Source organism: Kosakonia oryzendophytica (genome assembly GCF_900094925.1).
GTDB lineage: Bacteria > Pseudomonadota > Gammaproteobacteria > Enterobacterales > Enterobacteriaceae > Kosakonia > Kosakonia oryzendophytica.
The window spans coordinates 89580-107633 of the sequence record NZ_FMAY01000011.1 but is presented as its reverse complement, the minus strand read 5'-3'; the positions used below and the strand labels follow the sequence as shown (position 1 = coordinate 107633).

Here is an 18054-nt window from a genome sequence, read left to right as displayed (position 1 = left end):
GGGGACGCGTAGGGATATGTTAACGGATATTGGCGCAGTTCAGACAGAGCGCATAACGATTTTGCGGATCGTTGAACACCGCCAGCTTATCGGTTTCATTTTTTACTTCCAGCGCGGCGCTGGCCAGCGGCGCAGGCAGATAAGCCTGTAATGCCTGCGGTAGCATGGCGCGAACGGAACCGGACATGCTGTCCATCACCCGGTCAAAGAAGCTCGGCTCTTCTTCGTAATAGTCCACATGCCACTGTTTGAGTTTTGCCAGTTCAGCGGCTTTTGCCAGCGCGTCATCGAAATCACCCAGCCCGTCAACCAGACCGTTGGCTTTGGCGTCCTGGCCGGTCCAGACGTGACCCTGAGCAATCTTATCGATCTGTTCCGGCGTGCTGTTACGTGACTGGGCGACCAGCGTGATAAAGCGTTTGTAGCCGTTTTCGATGCTGATCTGCATCATCTGTTGCACTTCCGTCGGCAACGCTTTGGTCATGCTGATATCTGCCAGCGGCGATGTCGCCACGCCATCGGTATGCACGCCAATGCTGTCGAGGCTGTTTTCCAGCGTATTGATCACGCCGAAGATACCAATTGAGCCGGTCAATGTACTCGGGTTTGCCAGAATGTAGCTCGCCGGCGTCGAAATCCAGTAGCCACCGGAGGCCGCCATCCCGCCCATCGACACCACCACCGGTTTGCCGGAGGCTTTTGCTGCCGCCAGTTCTGAACGGATAACTTCAGAGGCGCTGACGCTGCCGCCCGGACTGTTAACGCGCAGCACGATAGCTTTCACCTTCGGATCCAGACGCGCATCGCGGATTTGCGAAGCGGTAGTATCACCGCCCACGTTCCCTGGTGTTTCTTCGCCATCCATGATGGCACCATTGGCAAAAATCACCGCCACGGTATCGCCCACATCGCTTGGGGTCTTCAGCGGGTAATCATAGAAGCTGACGGCACGGAAGTTCTTATCTTCACTGCTCCAGCCAAACTGTTTCACCAGCGCTTTTTCCGCCTCGGCGGCGGAACCCAACTCGTCCACCAGCTTATTATCCAGCGCATATTTTGCGGTGTCGCCATCGACTTTACGCAGACCATCCAGCATCGCTTGCGCACCCGGGAACACCTGCTGTGCAGTGATCTGACGGTTAGCGGCTACGGTATTGAGATAGTTTTGCCACAGCTCGTTAATCCAGCGGCTATCTGCGTCACGCGCAGCTGGCGACATATCGTCACGAATAAACGGTTCAACGGCGGATTTATACGTGCCGACGCGGAACACATGGGTGGTGACTTTGAGCTTATCCAGCAGTGACTTGTAATACAGGCCGTTCGTGGCGAAACCGTGCAAATCGACCACGCCCTGCGGTGAGAGCCAGATTTTATTGGCAAAACTGGCAAGGTAATACTGACCCTGGCTGTAGTTATCCGCCACGGCATAGACCGGTTTACCGCTGTCGCGGAATGCACGCAGCGCTTTGCCGATATATTGCATGGATGGCTGGTCGGCCCCGGCAAAGTTCTTCAGGTCCATTACAATACCGGTGATATTGCGATCGGCCTGAGCCTGGCGAATGGTTTCGACGATATCGAACAAGGAGTTCTCTTGCAGGCGATCGGAGCTGGCGCCAAAGAACTGACGACCAAGCGCACCCAACCGGCTGCTGGTGCTGGGTTTATCGACGACCACGCCGGAAATGTCCAGCAGCAAGGCCCCACGGCTGCTGTGCTCGGCTTTGCCGGCGCTGAGTTGCATCCAGATGCCCACACCGACCAGCACCAACAGGATAAAGAACAGGTTCAGCACCAGATTGCGGATAAAACTCAGCAATCGCCAGGCCCATTTAAAAAAACCGGCAATAAAACGCCAAAGGGTTCGCATGTATTCTCCCTGGTAGTTAACGCCCACCGCTGCCCTGAGCGGCAAAGTGTGGTTATCCTAATTACCCTGCTGCAACTTGTCAGCAGGAATCGCCTCCGGCGCTGTAACAAATTCTACGCGCGTGTTAATTTTATGAACAAATTTCAATACAGGAGTTTAACTAATGGATGCACTAGAACTTCTCGTCAACCGTCGCAGTGCTTCCCGGCTGGCGGAACCGGCCCCGGTGGGTGAACAACTGGATAACATTTTGCGCGCAGGTATGCGTGCGCCGGATCACGGCACGTTGCAACCGTGGCATTTCTTTGTCATTGAGGGCGAAGGACGCGAGCGCTTCAGCCAGACGCTGGAGAAAGGGGCGATTGCAGCCGGTCAGGATGAGAAGGGCATTGAAAAAGCGCGCACCTCACCGTTTCGCGCGCCGCTGATTATTGCCGTGGTGGCAAAATGCCAGGAACATCACAAAGTCCCGCAGTGGGAGCAACTGCTCTCGGCGGGTTGCGCTGTGATGGCGATGCAAATGGCTGCGCTGGCGCAGGGATTTAATGGGATCTGGCGTACCGGCCCGTTGACCGACAGCCCGGTGGTGCGCGAAGCGTTCGACTGTGGCGAACAGGATAAAATTGTTGGTTTCCTTTATCTTGGCACTCCGCAGTTAAAAGCCTCAACCACGGTCAGCGTGCCGGATACCGCGCCATTTGTGACGCATTTCTGAACCAAAAACAGCGTTTGCTGGCCCGGTCAGCGTTACGCCGCCGGGCCATTCTGAAGGCTTATTTGCGTTGAGCGGCAAATTCGTCTTTCGCTTTCTGCAACTGCTGCTGGAAGGCCGGGTTGGTGTGCAGCGTCGCCACGACCGCTGAGCCAACGATACGCGCAGCATCCACATCACTCTGCCAGTGGTAGCCACAAATCACCCGACTTTGCCCGAGATCGTAACCACGTTTCAGGATTTGATCCTGCCTTTGCGGATTGATCTCGGCGAGCACCAGCGCGGTTGCCCAGCCGATCGACGTGTGACCGGAAGGATAGGAACCGTTTTTCGCCAGCGTATCCTGCTCTTTGGTGTTGCAGGTCGGTACACCGTAGAAGGCAAACGGGCGAATGCGCATGTACTTCTGTTTGGCGCCGCGGGTGGCCAGATCGCCAGCATCTTCAATCATGTTGGTCAGCAGCTTATGCAACTGCGGTGCTTCTTTTTCGGTAATTGGCGAGCCAAACGCGGCAGAGAAGGCGTTCGCCACGCCGCCTGCGCTCAGGTTGGCGTCTTCGGCAGCCTGTTTACCTCGTTCGGTGTTACGTATCAAACGGCCCTGTTCATACATGGCCTGATCGTTCAGGAAAGCAATGCTGCCCACTTCCGGCGGCGGTGGCAGCAGGGCAAGGCTGTCGATAGCCTGGGCGTTTTTCAGGTAGTAAAGATCGGGTTTGGTGGTGGCGTCGTTGCCCGCAGGCACCAGCGCCAGTGCGCTGGTAGAAAGCAGGCTGGCAAGACAAAATGCGAGAATATTTTTTTTCATTCGCCATGGTTCCTTGGTGTTGGATAATGTCCGTCGCCCTTTCAGGCTCTGTCATCTTTCTGTCACAATTCGTAAAAAATAAACTTGGCGTCGCTCGCAAAATGGCCGATGAATTCACGCTGGCGGCAGACGCGACGGAAAAACAGATGTGACAAGGGTGGCTTTCGTTCGCTTAATGAGCAATAGCGCGCGAATTCAGATTGCCAGACTTATCAGCTTACCGTTTGGGCGCTACCATAGCGGGATTGCAATGACAGGAGATGTCCATGAGCGAGCAAGCAATTCGTTTAACGCAATACAGCCACGGAGCCGGTTGCGGTTGTAAAATTTCCCCCAAAGTGCTGGATACCATTCTGCACAGCGAACAGGCGAAGTTTCTCGACCCGAACCTGCTTGTCGGCAACGAAACACGCGATGATGCGGCGGTGTACGATCTGGGTAACGGCACCTGCATTATCAGCACCACCGATTTTTTCATGCCTATTGTCGATAACCCCTTCGATTTCGGTCGCATTGCAGCGACGAACGCCATCAGCGATATCTTTGCCATGGGCGGTAAACCGATCATGGCGATTGCGATTCTTGGCTGGCCAATCAGTAAACTGGCACCGGAGATCGCCCGTGAAGTGATCGACGGTGGGCGTTTTGCCTGCCAGCAGGCGGGGATTGCGCTGGCGGGCGGTCACTCCATTGATGCACCGGAACCGATTTTTGGCCTCGCGGTGACCGGCGTGGTGCCGACGGAGCGGGTGAAGAAAAACAGCACCGCGCAGGCAGGCTGCAAACTTTTCCTCACCAAACCGCTGGGTATTGGCGTGTTGACCACCGCCGAGAAAAAATCCCTGCTGAAAGAGGAACATAAAGGACTGGCGACAGAAGTAATGTGCCGGATGAACGTCGCCGGGGCGGCCTTTGCCGGTATTGATGGGGTGAAAGCGATGACTGATGTCACCGGTTTTGGCCTGCTGGGTCACCTGAGCGAAATGTGCCAGGGCGCGGGCGTACAGGCGCAGGTCTGGTATCAGGACGTACCGAAATTGCCGGGCGTGGAAGCGTATATCGCACAAGGTGCGGTGCCAGGCGGCACCCAGCGTAACTTTGCCAGTTACGGGCACCTGATGGGGGAGATGTCTGCGGATGTGCGTGATTTGCTGTGCGATCCGCAAACCTCCGGCGGTTTGCTGCTCGCCGTGTTGCCGGATGCCGAAGCCGAGGTCAAAGCGACGGCGGCAGAATATGGTATTGAGCTGAGCGCCATTGGTGAGCTTGTCGGCGCGCGCGGTGGTCGTCCGATGATTGAGATCCGTTAATTCGATGCGGTTATTTATTGCCGAAAAGCCCAGTCTGGCCCGCGCCATCGCTGATGTGCTGCCAAAGCCGCATCGCAAAGGTGACGGCTATATTGAGTGCGGTAATGGACAGGTAGTGACCTGGTGTATTGGTCATCTGCTGGAACAGGCGCAGCCCGATGCCTACGACAGTCGCTATGCGCGCTGGAATCTGGCGGATTTACCGATCGTGCCGGAAAAGTGGCAGTTGCAGCCACGCCCGTCAGTGTTGAAACAAATCAACGTTATCAAACGGCTGCTGGCCGACGCGGAGCAGGTGGTGCACGCAGGTGACCCGGATCGTGAAGGGCAATTGCTGGTTGATGAAGTGATTGATTATCTGCAACTGGCCCCGGAAAAACGCCAGCAGGTGCAGCGTTGCCTGATTAACGATCTGAACCCACAGGCGGTGGAACGTGCGATCGAGCGTTTGCGGGCGAACAGCGAATTTATTCCGCTGTGCGTCTCGGCGCTTGCGCGTGCGCGTGCGGACTGGCTGTACGGCATTAATATGACCCGCGCTTATACCTTGCTCGGCCGTAATGCGGGGTATCAGGGCGTGCTGTCGGTGGGGCGCGTGCAGACGCCAGTGCTGGGGCTGGTGGTGCGTCGCGACGAAGAGATTGAAAACTTCGTGGCGAAAGATTTCTTCGAAGTCAAAGCGCATATCGTTACGCCCGCCGGAGAGCGTTTTACCGCGCTCTGGCAGCCGAGTGAGGCCTGCGAACCTTACCAGGATGAAGAGGGGCGCTTGTTGCATCGCCCGCTGGCGGAGCATGTGGTCAACCGCATCAACGGTCAGCCCGCCTTTGTTACAGCTTATAACGATAAACGGGAATCAGAACTGGCACCGTTGCCGTTCTCCCTTTCGGCACTGCAAATTGAAGCCGCAAAGCGTTACGGGCTCAGTGCGCAGACCGTGCTGGATATCTGCCAGAAGTTGTACGAAACCCATAAGCTTATTACCTATCCGCGTTCGGACTGCCGTTATCTGCCGGAAGAGCACTATGCCGGGCGGCATGCGGTGATGAACGCCATTGGCGCGCACGCGCCGGATCTACTGCCGCAACCGGTGGTGAACCCGGATACCCGCAACCGCTGCTGGGACGATAAAAAAGTCGATGCGCACCATGCCATTATTCCTACCGCGCGCGCCTCAAAGGTGAATCTCACCGACAACGAAGCCAATATCTACAATTTGGTGGCCCGCCAGTATCTGATGCAATTCTGCCCGGATGCGGTATTCCGCAAATGCCAGATCGATCTCGATATCGCCAACGGTAAGTTTATCGCCAAAGCGCGGTTCCTCGCGGAAGCGGGCTGGCGCACGTTGTTAGGCGCAAAAGAGCGTGATGAAGAGAACGACGGCACACCGCTGCCGGTGGTCGCAAAAGGCGATGAGCTGCTGTGTGAAAAGGGCGAAGTGGTGGAGCGCCAGACTCAGCCGCCGCGCCATTTTACCGATGCCACGCTGCTTTCCGCGATGACCGGTATCGCGCGTTTTGTGCAGGATAAGGACCTGAAAAAGATCCTGCGTGCTACCGATGGTTTGGGTACGGAAGCGACCCGCGCCGGGATCATTGAGCTGTTGTTTAAACGCGGGTTTCTGGTGAAGAAGGGGCGCTATATTCATTCGACCGATCCCGGTCGGGCGCTGATACACTCCTTGCCGGAAATGGCGGCGCGTCCGGACATGACCGCACACTGGGAGTCGGTGCTGACGCAAATCAGTGAAAAAGAGTGCCGCTATCAGGACTTTATGCAACCACTGGTCGGCACATTACATGAGTTGATTCACCAGGCGCGCAACACGCCAGTGCGTCAGTTTCGTGGGCTGGTAGCGCCAGGTGCAGAGAAGAAAAAGAAAACCTTTGCTAAAACCCGGGGGAAGAAACAGCTGCCTCCGGCAGACGCGGCGGTGTCATAACACCACAGACCGGATAAGGCATTGATGCCGCCATCCGGCCTGCGGTGGCGGGTTTAAATCACGCCCTGCGCCATCATCGCATCGGCGACTTTGACAAAGCCCGCAATGTTGGCGCCGCGCACATAGTGAGTCTGTTTACCCTCTCCGCCGTACTCCACGCAGGCCTGGTGAATATCAAGCATGATATGGTGCAAGCGGGCATCCACTTTTTCGGCCTTCCAGCCCTGACGGGCGGCATTTTGCGCCATTTCGAGACCTGAAGTGGCGACGCCCCCTGCATTGGCGGCTTTGCCCGGCGCAAACAGCACGCCCGCATCAAGGAACAGCTCTGTGGCTTCGATGGTGGTTGGCATGTTTGCCCCTTCCGCGACTGCTTTTACACCGTTGGCGATAAGCATGCGCGCGGCATCGGTACCCAACTCATTTTGCGTTGCACACGGCAGGGCGATATCCACCGGCACGGACCAGGGTTGTTGGCCGGCCAGATAGGGCAGACCGAATTCACGGGCGTAATCCGCAATGCGTCCATCGCGACTGGCTTTGATTTCACACAGCCGTGCCAGTTTTTCCGCAGTAAAGCCCGCTTCATCCACCACCGTACCCGCAGAGTCGGAGGCAGTGATCACCCGTGCGCCAAACGCCATCGCTTTTTCAATGGCGTATTGCGCCACGTTACCGGAACCGGAGACGGCAACGCGCAGCCCTTCAAAACCCAGGCCGTGGCGCTTGAGCATGGCTTCGGTAAAGTACACCAGTCCATAACCCGTGGCTTCCGGACGGATCAGGCTACCGCCAAACGAGAGTCCTTTGCCGGTAAAAACGCAGGCGGTATTGTTGGCGAGTTTTTTCATCATCCCGGCCATAAAGCCGACTTCACGTGCGCCGACGCCGATATCCCCGGCGGGAACGTCGGTATCCGCGCCCAGATGGCGATAGAGTTCGCTGATCAGCGCCTGGCAGAAACGCATCACTTCACCCTCACTTTTGCCTTTAGGATCGAAATCGCTGCCACCTTTACCGCCGCCCATCGGCAGGGTGGTGAGGGCGTTTTTGAACGTTTGCTCAAAGCCGAGGAACTTGAGGATGGATAAGTTCACCGAAGGGTGAAAACGCATTCCGCCTTTGTACGGGCCGATAGCGGAGCTGAACTGTACCCGCCAGGCGCGGTTAACCTGCACCTGATTGCGGTCATCAACCCAGGCCACACGGAACTGAATGATTCGCTCCGGCTCCACCAGCCGTTCCAGCAGCGAAAACTGGCGGTAGCGAGGGTTTGCGTCAAGGAAGGGCCAGAGGGTTGTCATAACTTCACGAACGGCCTGGGAGAACTCGGGCTGGTGTGGATCGCGTTGTTGAACATAAGTGAGAAATGATTCAAGAGAGTGGGTCTGATCCATAGATATAAATTTCTCTTATCGTATAGGTGGGGATTTTGTGTTGTTGTGCGCAAAAAAGCGGCGCTTTTGGACTATAACATCCGCAATGCGGAGGGTCGCAAGGGAAAAATTCGCTCACCAGGCAAATTAATAACCGCCTTCATGTCATAACTAAAAGCGATGACTGAGGAAATTAAAGTCCTGCGAAATAGATCCGTTATAGTAACTACGTGGAGTTAATCAGAAAGGACAGGTTATGACCCGTTTCAGGTGGATCGCTGCGGTGGTACTGGTTGCCGCATCCGGTAGTGTGCTGGCTGAGCGCTTACCGTCGCCCGGCGTTGAAGTGAATATCCCCCCGGAAGTATTCAGTTCCGGCGGGCAGACGCAAACAACGCAGCCTTGTCTTCAGTGTTGCGTGTATGGCAATCAAAACTATACGGAAGGGGCGGTGATCAAGACGGAAGGCGTGCTGCTGCAATGCCAGCGTGATGAGAAAGCCCTCTCCACTAATCCGCTGGTCTGGCGGCGCGTGAAGCCATAAAGGCGTCCAGTAAAGGGAGGTCCGCCGGAGCCAGTTCGTGTTGCAGGGCTTCGGCGGGCGTACACCATATCAACGCACGGTGGTAATGCCGCACAGGTTCACCGCTGAAAGTCACCACATGCCAGGCGTGCAGCGTAATAAGGCGCCCGGAGACTTCCCGCTGGTGGCTGGCGACATAGCTCGCCGGTTCTGCCTCAATACCCAGCTCTTCACGCAGTTCGCGCACAAGCGCCTGCGGCTGGCTTTCGCCGGGTTCCACTTTCCCACCGGCAAATTCCCATAACCCGGCCTGATCCGCATGCGCGGGGCGTTGTGCAAGCAAGATTTTGCCATCGCGCTCAATGATCGCCGCCACGACATCAAGCGCTTTTACTGTTGTCATTGCCAGATTATTCCCGGTAATACTGCTGACTCCACTCAAACCAACCACCGTCATACACGGCGATATCCTGCCACCCAAGTGACCATGCAACCAGAAACGCAAGCGAGGCGCGCCAGCCGGTGCCGCAATAAAACACCACGCTCTGTGCTGAGGAGATCGCCTCTTTTGCCCACAATGCGGCGATCTCCTGCGCTGGGCGCAGGGTGCCATCCGGGTTGTGATAGGCGCAGATATACTGGCTTGTACCTTCTGCATGTCCCCAGCGAGCGCCCGGAATATCACCCGCAGTGGCGATATAGTCATAGCCGCTTACCGCACCGCTGAACTCTGCCCAACTGCGCACGCTCACCAGCACGATCTCGCCACGTTGGCGCAACGCGAGGGTTTGCGCCAGATTACGCAGCAACTGTGGTTGCGCGGGAAGAGGTGCACCAAAATCCTGTGGCATCACCCTTGGAGATGGCCCAGCCATCTGCGCCAACCCGGCCTGTTGCCAGCATTGCCAGCCGCCATCCAGCAGGCGCACGTTTTGTACCCCGGCATACAATAAAATATGCGCCAGTCGCTCAGCCGCGTAATTCTGGCGGCCATATAGAATCACCTGCGTATCAAAACGCAGTCCGTGTCGTGCTAACACCGCCCGCAGGGTAACTGGCGGCACCACGTTCCACAACGGCAGACTTTCCACTTCATGGGTGTCGATATAGCCTGCACCGGCAATATGCCCGGTGCGATATGCCGCTCCGTGGTCACAGCCCACTTCCAGCAACCGCCATTCTCCGACGAGGCTGGCGGGCGTCTGGTGCTGGCGGAGAACATCATCCAGCCACTGTGTCGTGACCCACAGGGAGAGTGGGCGCGGTGGTGACATTCGGATCAGACCTTAAATTTGGCCCACACCGGTGCATGGTCAGAGGGTTTTTCCATGCTGCGGATGTCGTAGTCGATTCCGGTTTCGATGCAACGTTCCGCCAGCGGCTGGCTTGCCAGCAGCAAATCGATGCGCAAGCCGCGGTTGTCATCAAAGCCTTTGGAGCGGTAGTCAAACCACGAGAAGCGATCCTGCGTGTCCGGGTGAGCTTCACGGAAGGTATCCACCAGTCCCCAGCCTTTCAGGCGATCCATCCATTCACGCTCTTCCGGCAGGAATGAGCATTTTCCGGTGCGCAGCCAGCGTTTACGGTTCTCTTCACCAATGCCAATGTCCAGATCTGTCGGACTGATGTTCATGTCGCCCATGATTAAAACCGGGTTCTCTTTTTTCAGCTCGGTTTCAAGGAACTGTTGTAGATCCTGGTAAAACTTCTCTTTTGCCGGAAATTTCAGTGGATGGTCGCGGCTTTCGCCCTGCGGGAAGTAGCCGTTGATCACGGTGATATTGCCGAGTGGCGAGGGTAGCTCCGCCATAATAATGCGACGTTGGGCTTCTTCACCGTCGTTCGGAAAACCACGACGTACAGAAACCGGGGTCTCCTTGGTCAGGAGTGCGACCCCATAGTGGCCTTTCTGCCCGTGGTAAAAAACGTTGTATCCAAGGCGCGCCACCTCTTCGAGAGGAAACATATCGTCGTGCACTTTTGTTTCCTGCAGTCCGATAACATCCGGTTGATGCTGTTCCACAAGCGCTTCAAGTTGGTGAGGTCGGGCGCGCAGGCCATTGATATTAAAAGAGACGAATTTCATAGTCGCAGCCACTTAGCAGAGTGAAAGATGCAAAGATGTTAGCAGAGTTTATGTTTCGCAACTGCCACTTATTGGCACACTCCCTGATTCATTCACGTCTTTGTACAAAAAACACGCCAGACGCCCTGTTTATGGGCAGGTTGCGCTAAAACAGGGCAGTCGATGAAAATTAATTTCGCTGATGATCACAGTTCCAGTATTAATTATTCTTATTGCATAAACTCTCGCCTTATCCCGCCTGCCATCACTACCTGCTGGCAATTTATTCACTTTTTATGCAAATAAAATGAATATCGACAGGCTGTAAGTCATTGAAATAGTGTCGTTGAACTCCGTTTATGCACTTTTAGAGCTAGCTGGCACGAACTGTGCAATCTACATTTACAGCGAAAGAGTTCATATTTATTAACATTTAATCAACTATTCATTTACCGGATGAGGTCGCTATGTCTATATCTATTACGCGTGAAAATTTTGATCAATGGATGTTGCCCGTCTACGCGCCAGCGCCTTTTATCCCGGTCCGTGGAGAAGGTTCACGCTTATGGGATCAGCAGGGGAAAGAGTATATCGACTTCGCTGGCGGCATTGCGGTCAATGCACTGGGCCATGCGCACCCGATGCTTTGCAAGGCGCTGAGCGAGCAAGCGGCGAAATTCTGGCATACGGGCAACGGCTACACCAATGAGCCGGTGCTGAAACTGGCGAAGCGGTTGCTCGATGCGACGTTTGCCGATCGTGCCTTCTTTTGTAACTCCGGCGCAGAAGCCAATGAAGCGGCGCTGAAGCTGGCACGAAAATATGCGCACGACACCGCAGGTCCTCAGAAGAGCGGTATTGTGGCCTTCAAAAACGCGTTCCATGGTCGCACGCTGTTTACCGTTAGTGCCGGGGGGCAGCCTGCCTATTCGCAGGATTTTGCGCCGCTGCCACCGGAGATCCGTCATGCGGTCTACAACGATTTAGCTTCCGCCCGCGAACTGATCAATGACGACACCTGCGCCGTGATTGTGGAGCCGATACAGGGCGAGGGCGGTGTCTTACCGGCCACGACGGCGTTTTTACAGGGGCTGCGTGAACTGTGTGACCGTCATCATGCCCTGTTGATCTTTGACGAAGTACAAACCGGCGTTGGCCGTACCGGCGAGCTGTACGCCTATATGCACTATGGCGTCACGCCGGATGTCCTCACCACGGCCAAGGCGCTGGGGGGCGGTTTCCCGATTGGCGCTATGCTCACCACGGAGACGTTTGGCCACGTGATGAATGTAGGCACGCATGGCACGACTTATGGGGGGAACCCCCTGGCAGGGGCTGTGGCGGGCGCGGTACTGGATATCGTCAATACCCGTGAAACCCTTGATGGGGTTAAGCAGCGCCATCAGTGGCTGACGGAACAACTGACCGCATTGAATAACCGCTATCACCTGTTTAGTGAGATCCGTGGGTTGGGATTGTTGATCGGCTGTCAGCTGGCTACAGAGCATACCGGTAGTGCGAAACAGATTGCGCAACTGGCAGCAACCGAAGGGGCAATGGTGCTGATTGCCGGGGCGAATGTGGTGCGTTTTGCGCCTGCGTTGAATATCAGCGAAGAAGAGATCCGCACCGGGCTTGCACGTTTTGCCCGCGCCTGCGAAAAATTCATTGCGGGGTCCTCATCATGATGGTGATCCGTCCTGTCGCCAGCGGCGATTTACCTGCGTTAATGTCCCTCGCCGGGAAAACCGGTGGCGGATTAACCTCATTACCGGTGGATGAAGCCACTTTGTCCGCGCGCATTGAGCGCTCTCGTCAGACCTGGGCCGGCGAGTTGCCAAAAAGCGAGCAGGGTTATGTGTTTGTGCTGGAAGATACCCAAAGCGGAGACGTGGCGGGGATTTGCGCCATCGAAGTCGCCGTTGGCCTCAACGATCCCTGGTATAACTACCGGGTGGGTACGCAGGTACATGCGTCGAAAGAGCTGAACGTCTATAACGCGCTGCCTACGCTGTTTCTCAGTAATGACCACACCGGCAGCAGTGAACTCTGCACGCTATTTCTCGATCCCGCCTGGCGTAAAGAGGGGAATGGCTATTTGCTGTCGAAGTCCCGCTTTCTGTTTATGGCGGCGTTTCGCGACTGCTTTAATGAAAAAGTGGTGGCCGAAATGCGTGGGGTGATTGACGAACATGGCTACTCTCCGTTCTGGGAAAGCCTGGGCAAACGCTTTTTTTCAATGGCATTCAGTCGGGCGGATTATCTGTGCGGCACCGGGCAAAAGGCATTTATCGCTGAGCTGATGCCCAAGCATCCCATCTATACCCATTTTCTCAGCGACGAAGCGCAGGCGGTGATTGGCGAGGTGCATCCGCAAACCGCGCCTGCCCGGGCCGTGCTGGAGAAAGAGGGTTTCCGCTACCGCAATTACGTCGACATTTTCGACGGTGGGCCTACGCTTGAGTGCGATATCGACCGCGTGCGGGCAATCCGCAAAAGCCGGCTGGTGGAAACCGGCGAGGGGCAACGGGCGCCAGGCGAATGGCCTGCCTGCATTGTTGCCAATGAGCAATACCAGCAATTCCGCGCCATGCTTATTAACGCTGACCCCGCCACAGAGCGGTTGTTGCTCACACCCGCAGAGCTGGACGCGTTGAAATGCCAGCCGGGTGATAACGTACGACTGGTTCGCCTTTGCGCCGAGGAGAAAACAAAATGAGTAACTGGATTAATGGCGACTGGGTAACCGGTCAAGGCGAGCGCCGCGTGAAGACCAATCCGGTGAGTCACGAAGCACTGTGGCACGGTTTTGATGCCGATGCCGCGCAGGTTGAACAAGCGTATCAGGCAGCGCGAGCGGCATTTCCACAGTGGGCACGGCAGCCCTTCAGCGCGCGGCAAGCGATAGTGGAAACATTTGCCTCGCTGTTGGAGACCAACAAACAGGCGCTGGCGGAGATCATCGCCCGTGAAACGGGGAAACCGCGCTGGGAAGCATTAACGGAAGTCACCGCGATGATCAATAAAGCCGCGATTTCGGTGAAGGCTTACCACACTCGCACCGGAGAACAGCATACAGAAATGGCCGATGGCGCGGCCACGCTTCGTCACCGCCCGCACGGCGTACTGGCGGTATTTGGCCCCTATAACTTTCCGGGGCATTTGCCGAATGGCCATATTATTCCGGCTTTGCTGGCGGGGAACACGCTGCTGTTTAAACCCAGTGAGCTGACGCCATGGAGCGGCGAGGCGGTGGTGAAATTATGGGAACAAGCGGGGTTACCCGCCGGGGTACTCAACCTGCTACAGGGGGGGCGTGAAACCGGACAAGCGCTGAGCGCCTTACCGGGGCTGGACGGTTTGCTGTTTACCGGCAGTGCGCATACCGGTTACCAGTTGCACCGCCAGCTTGCCGGGCAACCGGAGAAGATCCTCGCGCTGGAGATGGGCGGCAATAACCCGCTGATTGTGGAAGATCCCGACGATATCGATGCGGCCGTGCACCTGGCGATCCAGTCGGCCTTTATCACCGCCGGGCAGCGCTGTACCTGTGCCCGTCGGCTGTTGGTTAAGCGGTCGGCGGCGGGGGATGCTTTCCTTGAACGTCTGGTCGCAGTGAGTGCGCGCCTGATCCCGCAAGCCTGGAACGCGGAACCACAACCGTTTCTGGGTGGACTGATTTCGCAACAGGCGGCGCAGCATGTTTATCAGGCCTGGCAAGCGCATGAAGCACGCGGAGGGAAAACCTTACTTGCGCCGCGCATACTTGTTGAAGACACCTCTCTGCTGACGCCGGGGATTATTGATATGACCGGTGTGGAGCAGGTACCGGATGAGGAGGTCTTTGGTCCGTTGTTGTGTGTGTGGCGTTACGATGCCTATCCGGACGCGATTGCGCTGGCGAACGACACCCGCTATGGCCTGGCCTGTGGGTTGATCTCCCCCGACCGGGAAAAATTCGACCAGCTTTTGCTGGAAGCGCGCGCCGGGATCGTTAACTGGAATAAACCGCTGACGGGCGCAGCCAGTACCGCGCCATTTGGCGGCGTTGGCGCATCCGGTAATCACCGTGCCAGCGCCTGGTACGCCGCAGATTACTGCGCCTGGCCGATGGCAAGCCTTGAAACGGCGGATTTAACGCTGCCGCAGACGCTCAGTCCCGGTCTGGATTTTTCCCGCGAGGAGCAGCCATGAAAGCGCGTGAGGTGAATTTTGACGGTCTGGTCGGTTTAACGCACCACTATGCGGGGCTGTCGTTTGGCAACGAAGCCTCGACCAAACACCGTTTTCAGCAATCAAACCCGCGGCTGGCGGCAAAACAGGGGTTGTTGAAAATGAAAGCGCTGGCGGATGCGGGCTTTCAGCAGGGGGTGATCCCACCGCATGAGCGTCCTTGCCTGCCGGTGTTGCGCCAGTTGGGCTTTAGCGGCAGCGATGAGCAGGTGCTGGCGAAAGCGGCCCGGCAGGCGCCGCATCTGTTGTCCGCCGCCAGCTCCGCATCCGCGATGTGGGTGGCGAATGCGGCAACGATTTGCCCGTCCGCGGATTCTCTTGATGGGAAAGTGCATCTGACGGTCGCCAGTCTGAACAATAAATTCCACCGTTCCATCGAAGCGCCCACGACCGAAGCCTTGCTACGGGCAATCTTTCGTGATGATACGCATTTTGCTGTGCATCCGGCGTTGCCACAGGTGGCGATGTTCGGTGACGAAGGCGCGGCAAACCATAACCGTTTTGGTGGTGATTATGGCGAGCCGGGCGTGCAGCTCTTTGTCTATGGTCGGGAAGAGAGTGCGCACACGGCGCCTGCACGCTATCCGGCACGCCAGACACGGGAAGCCAGCCAGGCAATCGCACGTCTCAATCAGGTCAGGCCACAGCAGGTGCTGTTCGCCCGGCAAAACCCGGACGTCATCGATGAGGGGGTGTTTCATAACGATGTGATTGCGGTATCGAACCGACAGGTTCTGTTCTGCCACGAACACGCGTTTGTCGACCAGCCGCGTTTGCTGGCGGAATTGCAGGCGCGGGTGCCGGGATTCATGGCCATTCAGGTACCAGACAGCGAGGTGTCGGTGGCGGATGCGGTAGCAACGTATCTGTTTAACAGTCAGCTACTGAGTCGTGACGATGGCAGCATGATGCTGGTATTGCCACAGGAGTCGCAGACACACGCGGGCGTTTGGCGTTATCTGAATGCACTGCTGGCGCAGGATAACCCGGTGAGCGAGTTGCAGGTCTTCGATCTGCGGGAAAGTATGGCTAACGGCGGAGGGCCGGCGTGTTTACGCCTGCGCGTGGTGCTGACCGACGCTGAGCAGCGGGCGGTTAACCCGGCGGTAATGATGAATGACACGCTGTTTACTACTCTCAATAATTGGGTCGATCGCTATTATCGCGATCGTCTGACTCAGGCTGATTTAGCGGATCCGCAGCTATTGCGTGAAGGGCGCGAAGCGCTGGATCGGCTGACGCAGTTGTTGCATTTGGGGTCCGTTTATCCATTCCAGCGTTAACAGGAGGCCGTATGGATAACTTTCTTGCCGCAACCTTATCGGGCGACATCCCGCGCAAAATGTCAGGGGAGTCAGGCGGTATTCACTGGCTGTGGCATGAGCAAGGGATCCTGGAACTGGTGCCACCGCAGCCTTGCGGGCGCTCGCTGGTGATCTCGTGCGCTATTCACGGCAATGAAACTGCGCCGGTGGAGATGCTGGATATTTTGCTAAAGAACCTGTTTGCCGGTACGCAGTCGCTGACCTGGCGGTTGCTGGTGGTGCTTGGTAATCCGCAGGCGCTGGCACAGGGTAAACGCTACCTGAAAAATGATCTTAACCGCCTGTTTGGCGGACGCTGGCAATCCATTCCTCCCAGTGATGAAACGATGCGCGCAGCGCAGCTTGAGCGGGCGCTGACGCACTTCTTCGCCGACGGCGACGGGGTGCGCTGGCATCTGGATTTACATACCGCCATTCGCGGTTCGCACCATATACGTTTTGGGGTGCTTCCGGTGAGAACGGAACCCTGGGATGAACTCTTTCTTGAGTGGCTCGGCGGCGCGGGCATGGAGGCGCTGGTGTTTCATCAGTCGCCTGGGGGGACCTTTACCCATTACAGTTGCGAGACATTTGACGCGCTGGCTTGCACGCTTGAGCTGGGTAAGGCGCTGCCGTTTGGGGAGAATGACTTAAGCCAGTTCCAACGAACAGCCTGGGCGCTGGCGGCCTTATTAGCCGGGGAGCCCGCGCCGGATACTGAAAGCCCACCGTTGCGCTACCGGGTGGTACAGCAACTGACCCGCCACAGTGAAGCATTCAAACTGTATATGTCGCCGGAAACGCTGAACTTTACCCCTTTTGAGGCCGGCACCTTGCTGGCGGAAGATCGCGGGGAACGTTATGTGGTGCAGCATCAACAGGAGTATGTCCTGTTTCCCAATCCGAATGTGGCTATTGGTTTACGGGCAGGATTAATGCTGGAAAAAATAGAGTAATTATTCAGCCCTGCCATTGCGGGGCTTATTTTTATCACCATTATGAATAAATTGCGGATTTATCCTGGTTGACGGCTTTATTTATAAGTGAGCCTGATTTATAATTCTTCATAATTACTTCTGAATCAGTGTGTTGAATATTTAATTCTCAACTCTCCACGGTTTATCCTTATTTCCTCCTTATTTGACGTAAAAACGGTCTTTACACTTTCATTGTTTTACCGTCCCTCTGATTAATTGACGATAAACACGGTAAAGTGATTAGCGTCAACACGGCAACCGCCGTAAGTAAAACCGAAGTAAGGAATAAAATTATGCGTAAATTAACCGCCCTGTTTGTTGCCTCTACCCTGGCTTTCGGTGCTGCTAACCTGGCATACGCTGCTGACACCACGACAGCGCCTGCAGACGGCAGACCGATGATGCATCACAAGGGAATGAAGGGGCCGCACGAAATGATGTTCAGCGATCTGAATTTGACCGATGCGCAGAAACAGCAGATCCGCGACATTATGAAAAGCCAGCGTGACGCAATGAAACGTCCGCCGGTGGAAGAGATGCGTGCAATGCATGAGATTATTGCCAGCGACAGCTTCGATAAAGCGAAAGCGGAAGCGCAAATCGCCAAAATGGAAGAACAGCATAAAGCACGTATGCTGGCGCATATGGAAACGCAGAACAAGATTTACAATATTCTGACCCCGGAGCAGAAAAAGCAGTTCAATGCGAATTTTGAGAAGCGTCTGACAGAACGCCCGGCACCGGAAGGTAAAATGCCTCCTGAATCCGCTGAATAATTCAGCCCCCTCTTAAGACCGCCGGTTTTGCCCATCCAACGTTTTACGTGGTGGGCAGCGCCGGCGGTTTTTCTTACATTCCCTCTTGCCAGCCGCCACCGGCGCGGTATCCTCATCAGGCTCCCCTTCGTTGGCGGTGTCACTTATCTGGG

At 56.2% G+C, this 18054-nt stretch carries 16 protein-coding genes; 10 read left to right on the top strand and 6 right to left on the bottom strand.

Features of this window, described 5'->3' with window-relative positions; all coding sequences use genetic code 11:
- Positions 1 to 19 precede the first annotated feature (19 nt).
- Positions 20 to 1873 (bottom strand): signal peptide peptidase SppA, encoded by a 1854-nt coding sequence (sppA, locus tag GA0061071_RS17825; RefSeq protein ID WP_088236917.1) that lies wholly within the window; start codon positions 1871 to 1873, stop codon positions 20 to 22.
- 163 nt (positions 1874 to 2036) lie between these two features.
- Here sppA and GA0061071_RS17820 point away from each other — a divergent pair, with 163 nt between their 5' ends.
- The gene (locus GA0061071_RS17820) at positions 2037 to 2588 is read left to right on the top strand and encodes an NAD(P)H nitroreductase (protein ID WP_088236916.1); all 552 of its coding nucleotides are present in this window, start codon (positions 2037 to 2039) and stop codon (positions 2586 to 2588) included.
- A 58-nt stretch (positions 2589 to 2646) separates the two neighbouring features.
- Here the strand turns inward: GA0061071_RS17820 and phoC are convergent, their stop codons facing one another.
- On the bottom strand, positions 2647 to 3393 hold the full coding sequence (gene phoC / locus GA0061071_RS17815; RefSeq protein ID WP_061495029.1) for an acid phosphatase PhoC: 747 nt from the start codon (positions 3391 to 3393) through the stop codon (positions 2647 to 2649).
- Positions 3394 to 3659: 266 nt separating this feature from the next.
- On the opposite strand from phoC, the gene selD reads away from it, so the two are divergent.
- Both selD and GA0061071_RS17805 read left to right on the top strand, forming a co-directional pair.
- Positions 3660 to 4703, top strand: coding sequence for a selenide, water dikinase SelD (gene selD / locus GA0061071_RS17810; RefSeq protein ID WP_088236915.1), 1044 nt, complete (start codon positions 3660 to 3662; stop codon positions 4701 to 4703).
- Between the two features lie 4 nt (positions 4704 to 4707).
- Positions 4708 to 6648, top strand: coding sequence for a DNA topoisomerase III (locus tag GA0061071_RS17805; protein ID WP_061495034.1), 1941 nt, complete (start codon positions 4708 to 4710; stop codon positions 6646 to 6648).
- A gap of 53 nt (positions 6649 to 6701) precedes the next feature.
- Here the strand turns inward: GA0061071_RS17805 and gdhA are convergent, their stop codons facing one another.
- Complete coding sequence (gene gdhA / locus GA0061071_RS17800; RefSeq protein ID WP_088236914.1) at positions 6702 to 8045, bottom strand: NADP-specific glutamate dehydrogenase; 1344 nt, start codon at positions 8043 to 8045, stop codon at positions 6702 to 6704.
- A 235-nt stretch (positions 8046 to 8280) separates the two neighbouring features.
- Here gdhA and GA0061071_RS17795 point away from each other — a divergent pair, with 235 nt between their 5' ends.
- Positions 8281 to 8568: a DUF1496 domain-containing protein gene (locus tag GA0061071_RS17795; protein WP_061495037.1), complete on the top strand. Its 288-nt coding sequence runs from the start codon at positions 8281 to 8283 to the stop codon at positions 8566 to 8568.
- Here GA0061071_RS17795 and GA0061071_RS17790 read toward each other — a convergent pair.
- The 3 genes from GA0061071_RS17790 to xthA are packed head-to-tail and all read right to left on the bottom strand — an operon-like array spanning position 8534 to position 10633.
- On the bottom strand, positions 8534 to 8950 hold the full coding sequence (locus tag GA0061071_RS17790; RefSeq protein ID WP_061495038.1) for a pyrimidine (deoxy)nucleoside triphosphate diphosphatase: 417 nt from the start codon (positions 8948 to 8950) through the stop codon (positions 8534 to 8536). The genes GA0061071_RS17795 and GA0061071_RS17790 overlap by 35 nt on opposite strands.
- Positions 8951 to 8957: 7 nt before the next feature.
- On the bottom strand, positions 8958 to 9821 hold the full coding sequence (locus GA0061071_RS17785) for a sulfurtransferase (RefSeq protein WP_088236913.1): 864 nt from the start codon (positions 9819 to 9821) through the stop codon (positions 8958 to 8960).
- Positions 9822 to 9826: 5 nt separating this feature from the next.
- Positions 9827 to 10633: an exodeoxyribonuclease III gene (gene xthA / locus GA0061071_RS17780; RefSeq protein ID WP_061495040.1), complete on the bottom strand. Its 807-nt coding sequence runs from the start codon at positions 10631 to 10633 to the stop codon at positions 9827 to 9829.
- A gap of 446 nt (positions 10634 to 11079) precedes the next feature.
- On the opposite strand from xthA, the gene GA0061071_RS17775 reads away from it, so the two are divergent.
- The 6 genes from GA0061071_RS17775 (at position 11080) to spy (ending at position 17902) form a co-directional block, all read left to right on the top strand.
- A complete protein-coding gene (locus GA0061071_RS17775; RefSeq protein ID WP_088236912.1) occupies positions 11080 to 12300 on the top strand; it encodes an aspartate aminotransferase family protein in 1221 nt (406 codons plus the stop codon).
- A complete protein-coding gene (gene astA, locus GA0061071_RS17770) occupies positions 12297 to 13331 on the top strand; it encodes an arginine N-succinyltransferase (protein WP_088236911.1) in 1035 nt (344 codons plus the stop codon). Before GA0061071_RS17775 ends, astA begins: the two co-directional genes overlap by 4 nt.
- Complete coding sequence (gene astD, locus GA0061071_RS17765; RefSeq protein WP_061495043.1) at positions 13328 to 14806, top strand: succinylglutamate-semialdehyde dehydrogenase; 1479 nt, start codon at positions 13328 to 13330, stop codon at positions 14804 to 14806. Before astA ends, astD begins: the two co-directional genes overlap by 4 nt.
- Positions 14803 to 16128 (top strand): N-succinylarginine dihydrolase, encoded by a 1326-nt coding sequence (astB, locus tag GA0061071_RS17760; RefSeq protein ID WP_061495045.1) that lies wholly within the window; start codon positions 14803 to 14805, stop codon positions 16126 to 16128. The genes astD and astB overlap by 4 nt, the downstream gene beginning before the upstream one ends.
- A gap of 11 nt (positions 16129 to 16139) precedes the next feature.
- Positions 16140 to 17105 carry a succinylglutamate desuccinylase gene (astE, locus tag GA0061071_RS17755; protein ID WP_061495047.1) on the top strand — a complete coding sequence of 322 codons (966 nt, stop codon included), beginning with the start codon at positions 16140 to 16142 and terminating at the stop codon, positions 17103 to 17105.
- A gap of 314 nt (positions 17106 to 17419) precedes the next feature.
- Positions 17420 to 17902 carry an ATP-independent periplasmic protein-refolding chaperone Spy gene (gene spy / locus GA0061071_RS17750; RefSeq protein ID WP_061495049.1) on the top strand — a complete coding sequence of 161 codons (483 nt, stop codon included), beginning with the start codon at positions 17420 to 17422 and terminating at the stop codon, positions 17900 to 17902.
- Positions 17903 to 18054: the final 152 nt, after the last annotated feature.

What these genes read in the sequence shown, in the direction of transcription:
- sppA (WP_088236917.1), bottom strand. Translation starts at nt 1,873, where the DNA reads ATGCGAACCCTTTGGCGTTTTATTGCCGGTTTTTTTAAATGGGCCTGG.
- GA0061071_RS17820 (WP_088236916.1), top strand. Translation starts at nt 2,037, where the DNA reads ATGGATGCACTAGAACTTCTCGTCAACCGTCGCAGTGCTTCCCGGCTG.
- phoC (WP_061495029.1), bottom strand. Translation starts at nt 3,393, where the DNA reads ATGAAAAAAAATATTCTCGCATTTTGTCTTGCCAGCCTGCTTTCTACC.
- selD (WP_088236915.1), top strand. Translation starts at nt 3,660, where the DNA reads ATGAGCGAGCAAGCAATTCGTTTAACGCAATACAGCCACGGAGCCGGT.
- GA0061071_RS17805 (WP_061495034.1), top strand. Translation starts at nt 4,708, where the DNA reads ATGCGGTTATTTATTGCCGAAAAGCCCAGTCTGGCCCGCGCCATCGCT.
- gdhA (WP_088236914.1), bottom strand. Translation starts at nt 8,045, where the DNA reads ATGGATCAGACCCACTCTCTTGAATCATTTCTCACTTATGTTCAACAA.
- GA0061071_RS17795 (WP_061495037.1), top strand. Translation starts at nt 8,281, where the DNA reads ATGACCCGTTTCAGGTGGATCGCTGCGGTGGTACTGGTTGCCGCATCC.
- GA0061071_RS17790 (WP_061495038.1), bottom strand. Translation starts at nt 8,950, where the DNA reads ATGACAACAGTAAAAGCGCTTGATGTCGTGGCGGCGATCATTGAGCGC.
- GA0061071_RS17785 (WP_088236913.1), bottom strand. Translation starts at nt 9,821, where the DNA reads ATGTCACCACCGCGCCCACTCTCCCTGTGGGTCACGACACAGTGGCTG.
- xthA (WP_061495040.1), bottom strand. Translation starts at nt 10,633, where the DNA reads ATGAAATTCGTCTCTTTTAATATCAATGGCCTGCGCGCCCGACCTCAC.
- GA0061071_RS17775 (WP_088236912.1), top strand. Translation starts at nt 11,080, where the DNA reads ATGTCTATATCTATTACGCGTGAAAATTTTGATCAATGGATGTTGCCC.
- astA (WP_088236911.1), top strand. Translation starts at nt 12,297, where the DNA reads ATGATGGTGATCCGTCCTGTCGCCAGCGGCGATTTACCTGCGTTAATG.
- astD (WP_061495043.1), top strand. Translation starts at nt 13,328, where the DNA reads ATGAGTAACTGGATTAATGGCGACTGGGTAACCGGTCAAGGCGAGCGC.
- astB (WP_061495045.1), top strand. Translation starts at nt 14,803, where the DNA reads ATGAAAGCGCGTGAGGTGAATTTTGACGGTCTGGTCGGTTTAACGCAC.
- astE (WP_061495047.1), top strand. Translation starts at nt 16,140, where the DNA reads ATGGATAACTTTCTTGCCGCAACCTTATCGGGCGACATCCCGCGCAAA.
- spy (WP_061495049.1), top strand. Translation starts at nt 17,420, where the DNA reads ATGCGTAAATTAACCGCCCTGTTTGTTGCCTCTACCCTGGCTTTCGGT.